General features: G+C 57.8%; 9 protein-coding genes. 7 read left to right on the top strand and 2 right to left on the bottom strand.

The window, feature by feature from the left end; translation table 11 throughout:
• Positions 1–147: 147 nt before the first annotated feature.
• Positions 148–552, top strand: a complete 405-nt coding sequence (fur, locus tag ACIOMO_RS25525; RefSeq protein ID WP_008088309.1) for a ferric iron uptake transcriptional regulator — start codon at positions 148–150, stop codon at positions 550–552.
• An 81-nt stretch (positions 553–633) separates the two neighbouring features.
• Here fur and recN read toward each other — a convergent pair whose 3' ends face one another.
• On the bottom strand, positions 634–2,307 hold the full coding sequence (recN, locus tag ACIOMO_RS25520; protein WP_212549749.1) for a DNA repair protein RecN: 1,674 nt from the start codon (positions 2,305–2,307) through the stop codon (positions 634–636).
• A 240-nt stretch (positions 2,308–2,547) separates the two neighbouring features.
• Between recN and grpE the strand changes: the two genes are divergently transcribed.
• From grpE to ACIOMO_RS25495, 5 genes are all read left to right on the top strand, one after another.
• The gene (grpE, locus tag ACIOMO_RS25515; RefSeq protein ID WP_053117018.1) at positions 2,548–3,114 is read left to right on the top strand and encodes a nucleotide exchange factor GrpE; all 567 of its coding nucleotides are present in this window, start codon (positions 2,548–2,550) and stop codon (positions 3,112–3,114) included.
• Between the two features lie 102 nt (positions 3,115–3,216).
• Positions 3,217–5,133 carry a molecular chaperone DnaK gene (gene dnaK, locus ACIOMO_RS25510; RefSeq protein WP_158830202.1) on the top strand — a complete coding sequence of 639 codons (1,917 nt, stop codon included), beginning with the start codon at positions 3,217–3,219 and terminating at the stop codon, positions 5,131–5,133.
• Between the two features lie 296 nt (positions 5,134–5,429).
• Positions 5,430–6,554 carry a molecular chaperone DnaJ gene (gene dnaJ, locus ACIOMO_RS25505; RefSeq protein ID WP_053117020.1) on the top strand — a complete coding sequence of 375 codons (1,125 nt, stop codon included), beginning with the start codon at positions 5,430–5,432 and terminating at the stop codon, positions 6,552–6,554.
• Positions 6,555–6,563: 9 nt separating this feature from the next.
• Positions 6,564–7,370 carry a 4-hydroxy-tetrahydrodipicolinate reductase gene (gene dapB, locus ACIOMO_RS25500; protein ID WP_053117021.1) on the top strand — a complete coding sequence of 269 codons (807 nt, stop codon included), beginning with the start codon at positions 6,564–6,566 and terminating at the stop codon, positions 7,368–7,370.
• A 79-nt stretch (positions 7,371–7,449) separates the two neighbouring features.
• Positions 7,450–8,187 carry a PmeII family type II restriction endonuclease gene (locus ACIOMO_RS25495; protein ID WP_053117022.1) on the top strand — a complete coding sequence of 246 codons (738 nt, stop codon included), beginning with the start codon at positions 7,450–7,452 and terminating at the stop codon, positions 8,185–8,187.
• A gap of 41 nt (positions 8,188–8,228) precedes the next feature.
• Here ACIOMO_RS25495 and ACIOMO_RS25490 read toward each other — a convergent pair whose 3' ends face one another.
• Positions 8,229–9,644 (bottom strand): DNA cytosine methyltransferase, encoded by a 1,416-nt coding sequence (locus ACIOMO_RS25490; protein ID WP_401244238.1) that lies wholly within the window; start codon positions 9,642–9,644, stop codon positions 8,229–8,231.
• A gap of 288 nt (positions 9,645–9,932) precedes the next feature.
• Between ACIOMO_RS25490 and ACIOMO_RS25485 the strand changes: the two genes are divergently transcribed.
• The coding region (locus tag ACIOMO_RS25485) for a hypothetical protein (RefSeq protein WP_401244279.1) at positions 9,933–10,027 on the top strand (95 nt) is incomplete at its 3' end.

The following is a 10,027-nucleotide window of genomic DNA, read 5'->3' as shown; positions in this document are numbered from 1 at the left end:
ATAATTACCAAATTGGTGAAAATGGTTTTCAAGATGTTGTTTTTTTGATTCGTTGGGCGACTTCCACTATCTTGGCTGTGACAAAGTAAACGCCGATCATACCCGCATTAAGAGAAGCTGCGAAGCAGCATCGCGAGAAAGCTGACCATGGTTGAAAATAGCGAACTACGCAAAGCCGGCCTCAAAGTGACCCTGCCACGGGTCAAGATCCTGCAAATGCTCGACTCTACCGAGCAGCGTCACATGAGTGCCGAGGACGTCTACAAGGCGTTGATGGAAGCTGGCGAGGACGTCGGTCTGGCCACGGTTTACCGTGTTCTGACCCAGTTCGAAGCAGCTGGCCTGGTGGTCCGTCACAACTTCGACGGCGGCCACGCGGTATTCGAACTGGCTGACGGTGGCCACCACGACCATATGGTCAATGTGGAAACCGGTGAAGTGATCGAGTTCTTCGACGAAGAAATCGAAAAACTTCAGAAGTCGATCGTCGAGAAGCATGGCTTTGAGATGGTTGATCACAACCTGGTGCTGTACGTCCGCAAGAAAAAGTAAGCATGTCGCGCGAATTCAGGTTCGCGAAACGAGCGAAGGCGACCCAAGGGTCGCCTTCGTGCTTTCTATTGTTTCAAAATCTTAAACTTTCGCGGTAACCACCATTTTTTTCGCGTGAGCCAACGATTCCTTGGTCAGATCGATGCCGCCGAGCATCCGCGCGACTTCTTCTATTCGTTCGGTCTTGCTCAGCTTGGACACGGCTGTGTGGGTTGCCTCATCGCCACGCACTTTGTGCACAAACAGGTGCTGATGACCCTGCGCGGCCACCTGCGGCAAATGCGTCACCGTCAGTACCTGTCCGCGTTCACCCAAGCGACGTAGCAACTGGCCGACAATTTCCGCCGTCGGGCCACCAATGCCCACGTCCACTTCGTCGAATACCAGCGTTGGCACCCGGGATGTCTGCGCAGTGATCACCTGAATCGCCAGGCTGATCCGCGACAGCTCACCACCGGACGCCACTTTTGCCAGCGCTTTGAGCGGTTGCCCGGGGTTGGCGCTGACCAACAATTCGACCTGTTCCAACCCGTTCGGCAGCAGTTCGTCACTGCTGTTGGCGCGCAGCTCGATGGTGAATCGGCCACCGGGCATGCCCAGACGCTGAATCTCTTGTTCCACTGCACTGGCAAGGCTGCCGGCGGCCTGATGGCGCAAATCGCTCAGCTCGCGGGCCTTCTCTTGATAATGACGGGCGTAGGACGCCAGCTCCTCACCCAGACGCTCGATGGATTCATCGTTGGCATTCAGGGTTTCGATTTCATCCAGCAGCTTCTGCTGCATTTCCGCGACTTCGGTCGGCTGGATTCGGTGTTTGCGCGCCAGCGTATAAATAGCGTCGAGGCGTTCTTCCAGATATTGCAGGCGTGCCGGATCGGCATCGAAGTTGTCGAGGAAGCGATTGAGTTCACCGACAGCCTCTTCAACCTGAATCTGCGCGCTGGTCAGCAAACTGCTGGCTTCGCCCAGAGCACCGACCGAGTTATTCACGCTCGACAGGCGATTGAGACTGGCGGTCAGCGCGTTCAGGACATTGCCCGAATCACTTTCGCTGCATTGCTCGACCACTTGCCGGCAAATGCCCAGCAAGGTTTCGGCGTTGGTCAGATTCTTGTGTTCCTGCTCCAGTTGCTCCAGTTCGTTATCGCCGAGACCGAGATTTTCCAGTTCTTCGAGCTGATAGCTGAGCAGTTGATGGCGCGCGCGTTGTTCGTCGCCGGAATTGGAGAGACGCTCCAGCTCCTGACGGGTCTGACGCCAGCGCTGGGCGGCCAGATGAACCTGGCGGGCCAGATCGGTCGCGCCGGCGTATTCGTCGAGCAAGCGGCGATGGGTATCGGTTTTCAGCAACGACTGGTGTTCATGCTGGCTGTGGATATCGATCAGCAATTCGCCAAGGGACTTGAGGTCGCCGAGCGGGCAGGGCGTGCCGTTGATGTAGCCACGCGAACGGCCTTCGCTGGTGATGACCCGACGGAGGATGCACGGGCCGTCGATGTCCAGATCGCGCTCGGCCAGCCAGGCGCTGGCCTCGGGGATGTCGACCAGATCGAACGTCGCGAGGATGTCGGCCTTGTCGGCGCCCGGGCGAACCACGCCGCTGTCGGCACGATCGCCCAGGGTCAGGCCGAGGGCGTCGAGCATGATCGACTTGCCAGCGCCGGTTTCCCCTGTGATCACGCTCATCCCGCGATCAAGTTCGAGATCGAGATGTTCAACGATGGCGTAGTTATGTACGGACAGGTGCACCAGCATAAAGGCCGCTCCCAGGCTTTAGGTCTGGTTATTTATACAGTGTTTTGTTTCGGCCTGACAATGCCCTCGCTTAGCTCGATTTGCTTGAACCGCAAAACTTCTTAGCGCATCAGGGAATGAGAATGCGGCACTTTTTTGTAGGGTTAATGCTTGAAGGCCCTTGAAGCCTGATTTTGCGGCCCCATATATCGGGACAGAAGCGCGGGTCAGGCTCGCGGAAGAAATTGAAAGGAGAATTCTATGGCTGACGAACAGACAGTAGATACGCAAAACCCAGATGCCCCTCAGGCGCCAGAAGGTTCGAGTGATGACCTGGCGACCCGTGTGCAAGTGCTCGAAGAGCAATTGGCCGCAGCGCAAGATCAATCTCTGCGCGTAGCTGCCGATCTGCAGAACGTCCGCCGCCGTGCCGAATTGGACGTCGAGAAGGCGCACAAATTCGCCCTGGAGAAATTCGCCAGTGACCTGCTGCCGATCGTCGACAGTCTGGAGCGCGGTCTCGAGTTGTCGAACCCGGACGACGAAAGCATCCGTCCGATGCGTGAAGGCATCGAGCTGACGCTGAAAATGTTCCACGACACCCTCAAGCGTTATCAGCTTGAAGCGATCGATCCGCATGGCGAACCGTTCAACGCTGTTTACCATCAGGCGATGGCTGCACAAGAAAGCGCCGACGTAGAACCGAACAGCGTTTTGAAGGTGTTTCAGAAAGGCTACCAGCTCAACGGTCGCCTGTTGCGCCCGGCCATGGTTGTGGTCAGCAAGGCGCCTGCGCCAATTTCGCCTTCGATTGACGAGAAGGCTTGAAATTAGCCGCAAGGCCCCCATTTAGAAGTCAAGCGTTTAAGTGCTACCGCAGTCAGCCACCACTGCTGCGGCATCCAAATCCAAAGTTTCGGGAGAGTTAACATGGGCAAAATTATCGGTATCGACCTGGGGACCACCAACTCCTGCGTCTCCGTGCTGGAAAACGGCAAAGCAAAAGTTATTGAAAACGCTGAAGGCGCGCGTACCACGCCGTCGATCATCGCTTACGCCAACGATGGCGAAATCCTGGTAGGTCAGTCGGCCAAGCGTCAGGCTGTGACCAACCCGCACAACACTCTGTACGCAGTTAAGCGTCTGATCGGTCGTCGTTTCGACGAAGAAGTTGTGCAGAAAGACATTCAGATGGTTCCGTACAAGATCGCCAAGGCTGACAACGGCGACGCTTGGGTTGAAGTGAACGGCCAGAAAATGGCGCCGCCACAAATCTCGGCTGAAATTCTGAAGAAGATGAAGAAGACCGCCGAAGACTACCTCGGCGAGCCAGTGACTGAAGCGGTCATTACCGTTCCGGCCTACTTCAACGACAGCCAGCGTCAGGCGACCAAAGACGCCGGCCGCATCGCGGGTCTGGACGTAAAACGTATCATCAACGAACCAACCGCAGCCGCTCTGGCTTACGGTATGGACAAGGCCAAGGGCGATCACACCGTGATCGTTTATGACCTGGGTGGCGGTACTTTCGACGTCTCCGTGATCGAAATCGCTGAAGTTGACGGCGAGCACCAGTTCGAAGTGTTGGCCACCAACGGTGACACCTTCCTGGGCGGTGAAGACTTTGACATTCGTCTGATCGACTACCTCGTCGACGAATTCAAGAAAGAAAGCGGCATGAACCTCAAAGGTGACCCGCTGGCGATGCAGCGCCTGAAAGAAGCCGCTGAGAAAGCCAAGATCGAACTGTCCTCGAGCCAGTCGACCGACGTTAACCTGCCGTACATCACTGCAGATGCGACCGGTCCGAAGCACCTGAACGTGAAAATTTCGCGTGCCAAGCTCGAAGCACTGGTTGAAGACCTGGTTCAGCGCACCATCGAACCTTGCCGCATCGCCATGAAAGACGCTGGTCTGGACGTTGGCGCGATCAACGACGTGATTCTGGTCGGTGGTCAGACCCGTATGCCGCTGGTACAGAAGCTGGTAACCGATTTCTTCGGTAAAGAAGCACGTAAAGACGTGAACCCGGACGAAGCTGTTGCCATGGGTGCTGCGATTCAGGGCGCTGTTCTGGCCGGTGACGTGAAAGACGTTCTGCTGCTCGACGTCAGCCCGCTGACCCTGGGTATCGAAACCATGGGTGGCGTGATGACCGCGCTGATCGAGAAAAACACCACGATTCCTACCAAGAAATCGCAAGTGTTCTCGACTGCCGACGACAACCAGGGCGCTGTGACCATTCACGTGCTGCAGGGTGAGCGTAAGCAAGCCACTCAGAACAAGTCCTTGGGCAAGTTCGATCTGGCGGACATTCCACCTGCTCCACGTGGCGTGCCACAGATCGAAGTAACCTTCGACATCGACGCCAACGGCATCCTGCACGTCGGCGCGAAAGACAAGGCTACCGGTAAGACTCAGTCGATCGTGATCAAGGCCAACTCCGGTCTGTCCGATGACGAAATTCAGCAAATGATTCGTGATGCTGAAGTCAACGCGGAAGAAGACCGCAAGTTCGAAGAACTGGCCGCTGCCCGTAACCAGGGTGATGCACTGGTTCACTCGACTCGCAAAATGGTTGCTGACGCGGGCGACAAAGTCACCGCCGAAGAGAAGACTGCGATCGAAGCGGCTGTGGTTGCTCTGGAAGCCGCTGTCAAAGGCGACGACAAGGCTGCTATCGAAGCGAAGGTTGAAGAGCTGTCGAAAGTCTCCGCTCCGGTTGCTCAGAAGATGTACGCCGAACAGGCTCAGCCAGCTGATGGCGCAGCCCCGCAAGGCGAATCGGCTGAGAAGGCTGACGACGTTGTCGATGCAGAGTTCGAAGAAGTCAAAGACCACAAGTAAGTTGTTGGTCGGCCGGTTGACTGCCTTCGGGCAGTGACTGGTAGGATGTCGCCGCGCGGGAGCTAGCTCCCGCGTTGGCGTATCTGGAATACGCGAATTTTTACAGCATGCGACAGCGTTCGGATGCTGGCGGTATGGCCGGGAATGCTCCTGCTTTTCGCGCCGCAAGTACCGCAGAATCAAAGACCAGGATCGTTGAATTGACGTGAGTTGGGTCCGGGCCTGTATTGGGGCTCAACGAGTTTGGCGATCCTCAGGAGGGGTTTGCCGGACGTCCTCAAGAGTGCAGAAGACTTATGGCAAAGCGTGACTATTACGAAGTGTTGGGTGTTGAGCGTGGCTCAAGCGATGCAGACCTGAAGAAGGCCTATCGTCGTCTGGCGATGAAGCATCACCCGGACCGTAATCCCGATGACAAAGCGTCGGAAGAACTGTTCAAAGAGGCCAACGAGGCCTACGAAGTGCTGTCCGATTCCAGCAAGCGTGCGGCTTACGACCAGTACGGTCATGCCGGCGTCGACCCAAGCATGGGCGGCGGCGGTGCCGGTTTTGGCGGTCAGAACTTCTCTGACATCTTTGGCGATGTCTTCAGTGATTTCTTCGGTGGCGGTCGCGGCGGTGGTCGTGGCGGCGCTCAGCGTGGCAGTGATCTGCGCTACACCCTGGAGCTGAATCTGGAAGAAGCTGTGCGCGGCACGTCGGTGAATATCCGCGTTCCGACACTGGTCAACTGCAAGCCGTGCGACGGTTCGGGTGCCAAGAAAGGCTCCTCGCCATCGACGTGCCCGACCTGCGGCGGCATCGGTCAGGTGCGCATGCAGCAAGGCTTCTTCTCGGTGCAGCAAACCTGCCCGCGTTGCCATGGCCAAGGCAAGATCATTTCCGATCCGTGCGATTCCTGCCACGGTGACGGTCGCGTTGAAGAGTACAAAACCCTCTCGGTCAAAGTACCGGCCGGCGTCGACACCGGCGACCGCATTCGTCTGTCCGGCGAAGGCGAAGCGGGTACGCAGGGCGGCCCGACGGGCGACCTGTACGTGGTCATCAACGTGCGCGAGCACGACATCTTCCAGCGTGACGGCAAGCATCTGTTCTGCGAAGTGCCGATCAGCTTCGTCGACGCAGCATTGGGCGGCGAGCTGGAAATCCCGACCCTCGACGGTCGCGTCAAACTGAAAATCCCTGAAGGCACCCAGACCGGCAAGCAGTTCCGTGTGCGTGGCAAAGGCGTTGCGCCGGTGCGTGGCGGCGGTGCAGGCGATCTGATGTGCCGCGTTGCGGTCGAAACGCCGGTGAATCTGAACCGTCGTCAGCGCGAACTGCTGGAAGAATTCCGCAGCTCGCTGGCCGACGACAACAGCCATTCACCGAAAACCACCGGTTGGTTTGACGGTGTGAAGCGCTTCTTCGGCGATCTGTAAGGAGTCGGCATGCGACGTATAGCTGTGATGGGCGCTGCTGGGCGCATGGGTAAGATTCTGGTCGAAGCCGTGCAACAGCGCGCGCCGCTGACCGGTTTGACCGCTGCCGTGGTGCGTCCGGGCAGCACGTTGATCGGCGTTGATGCCGGTGAGCTGGCTTCGCTGGGTCGTATTGGCGTGCCGTTGTCCGCTCACATCGAAGCCGTGGCTGAAGAGTTCGATGTATTGATCGACTTCACCCTGCCCGAAGTGATGCTGAAAAACCTGGCGTTCTGCCGCAAGGCAGGCAAAGCCATGGTCATCGGTACGACCGGGCTGGACGCGGCGCAGAAGCAATTGCTGGCCGATGCCGGGAAAGACATCCCGATCGTGTTTGCCGCCAACTTCAGCGTCGGGGTCAACCTGTCGCTGAAATTGCTTGAGATGACCGCGCGGGTGCTGGGCGATGAGGCTGACATCGAGATCATCGAAGCTCATCACCGGCACAAGATCGACGCACCTTCGGGTACCGCGCTGCGCATGGGCGAAGTGATTGCCGATGCGCTGGATCGTGATCTGCAGAAGGTCGCTGTCTATGGGCGTGAAGGCCACACCGGCGCGCGTGAGCGTGAAACCATTGGTTTTGCCACGGTTCGCGGCGGTGATGTGGTCGGCGATCACACCGTGCTGTTTGCCTGTGAGGGCGAGCGTCTGGAAATCACCCACAAGGCTTCCAGCCGCATGACCTTCGCCAAGGGCGCGGTGCGTGCTGCGCTGTGGCTCGATGGCCGTGAGCCGGGCCTGTATGACATGCAGGATGTGCTCGATCTGAAGTAATTCGATCGTGAAAAAAAACAAGGCGCGTAAAGCGCCTTTGTTTTGTCTGAAGTTTCAATTTTTGAAAGGAATGCAACGGATGCAACCATTGGATCTGGCCGATGTGGCCAAGTACGTCGAAGACAATATCGGCACGTTTCACCAGAAGCGCCTCGACAGCCTGTCGCGGTTGAAGCTCAAGAGTGTGCTCAAGCGCAAGAATCCCTACATGTTCAAAGCCAAGGACATGCAGACGGCGGAGCAGATCGTTCGCGGGATTGTTGATGCGCACGTGTCCTCTAACGAGGAAACCCTGTTCGGCGATTGGCTGGAAGGGCTGGCGATCTTTATCAATGGCAAGACGTACGGAGGCTGGAAGTCAGCGGTCGCTGGTGTCGATCTTGAGTTCGACAAGGACGGGCGCCGTCATCTGGTCGCGATCAAGTCCGGGCCGAACTGGGGCAACAGCTCGCAGATCACCCAAATGCGTACCAACTTCAAAACGGCGCAGCGTACGTTGCGTACCAGCCAGTCCGGCCTGAACATCGTTGCCGTCAACGGTTGCTGCTACGGGCGTGATAACAATCCGGACAAGGGCGACTACAGCAAACTCTGCGGTCAGCGTTTCTGGGAGTTCATCTCGGGCGACCCGGATCTGTTTGTCGAGCTGATCGGGCCGCTGGGCTTTAAGGCGCACGAGCGTAATGCCCAATTCCAGGACTCGTACACGCAACTGGTCAACCAGTTCACGGAAGAATTCACCAGCGAGTTTTGCAACGCTGAGGGTGCGATCCAGTGGGATCGTCTGGTACGCCTCAACTCTTCAAGCGATGAGTGAGGCGTGAGGTTTGGGGGAGCAGATGCTCCCTCGGCGGTGAATCAGGCCAGTTCCAGGTCGAATTGGAGCTTCTTCTTCTGCTGCTCGAACACTTGCAGCCAGTCGTTGTGCGACGTGGCCTGGTAGCGCGAGAAGCGGAAGTCCTGCGGCGGCGCCTGATCGGTGCCGCTGAGCAGGTCGCGAATCAACTTGCCGACCGCATGGCCGAGGCTGACCGGTACGGCGTTGCCGACCTGTTTGTATTGCTCGATCAGCGGGCCGGCCAGTTGCCAATCGTCCGGAAACTCCTGGATGCGTTTGTATTCCTGAATTGACAGCGGGCGATCCTCTTCCGGGTGCGCGAGGTCTGTGGCCGGCATGGCTGGGTGGGTGACCAGCGTCGGCGAGGGTTTTTCCCAATGCAGGCGGCGCAGGAAACCGGTTTTGCCGCCGCCGGAGAAATACGACTTGCCGAGAGCTTCTTGCTGCAAGTCCGGAGTCAGGCTGCGCCAGTTCTGTCCGGCGGTGAGCATGCGGTAGTACTTGAGGCGTTTTTCCGGGAAGTTCAGGTGCGTGTGCTGATCCAGACCGACCAGTGCGCCGCGCAGCTTGTTCCAGACCGGCAGGCCGTGGGAGCCGTCTTCGGAGTGGGTTGGCGTCAGGAACGGCGCTTCTTTGCCGTCGCGGGAGCAGACAATGATGACCCGCTCGCGAATTTGCGGCGTGCCGAAGTTTGCCGAGTTGTACAGGTTGAACGTGCAGGTGTAGCCGGCACGTCGCAGCACGCTGATGACGAAGTTGAGCGCGCCGCCCTTCATTTCGTCGAGGGACAGATCGGGGAATTCGCTACCGCGCTGATTGTGCGGGCGATGATCCATCGGGCACGACAACAGCCCGCGCACGTTCTCGATCACGATGAAGCGTGGGCGAATTTCCAGCGCCAGATCGATGTACTTGAGGAAGGCGTTGCCGCGATCATCGTTGAACGCCTTGCGCTTGCCAGCGGTGCTGAAGGCCTGGCAGGGCGGGCCGCCGACGATCAGGTCGACGTCTTCGGCGCGCACCTGTGCGGCTTCCAGCACTTGCTCGGCGGTGCAGTCATTGATGTCACCGAGCAGCGCGGTGTTGGGGCGATTCAGGGTGATGGTCTGGCGGCAATGCTTGTTCGATTCGCAGGCCAGGCGGATATCGAAACCAGCCTTTTCCAGGCCGAGATCGAGGCCCATGGCGCCGGAGAAAAAACTCAGAGCGATAGGTATGCGCTCGCTCGACGACGTCTGCACGGCGTAAGCAGGGTGATCTTGTGCAATCATATGTGCGGTTCGGAGCCCGTAATTTTTTAAGCTGGCGTGGTCGATGATCCAGGTATTACCGATCTTTTCGGACTGGAGATCGCCGTTGCGGCAAAGGGTTCTGACCCGTTGCGTACTGACATTCAGCAGCGTGGCGGCGTCAGCGATGCTGATGTGGGTACTCATTCAGGGTTTCTTGCTCGAAACTTGAGATGGGTACCTATTCTAGAGAGGGGTGAAGGGGTGTCAACCGTGCCATCACCGTGGTCGCGCGTCGCCATGCCTTTATAAGGCGAGTTTGTGTGTGTTTCGCCCTTCCGAAATCGAGGTCTTTCCTGTAAGCTACAGCTTTAGTGTGTCCACTAAAAGCGCGCAGAATAATTCAGTGAAGAAGCGGGGTGACGTGTCCATACGTCACTCCGCTTTTTTACAACCTGCGATTGCCCCTTCATGCTTTATTTACGGGAGGTCTTCTTGACTAAGCCAGCCATACTCGCCCATGCTGAAGGCAGCATATTTCTCGGCGAAGCCATTGGAGCCCACGGACAGACCGTAGGAGAGGTGCTCTT

It is taken from the genome of Pseudomonas sp. NPDC087804, from assembly GCF_044742965.1.
GTDB lineage: Bacteria > Pseudomonadota > Gammaproteobacteria > Pseudomonadales > Pseudomonadaceae > Aquipseudomonas > Aquipseudomonas rustica.
Note: the sequence above shows the minus strand (reverse complement) of the source record. Positions and strands in the feature narration are given on the sequence as shown.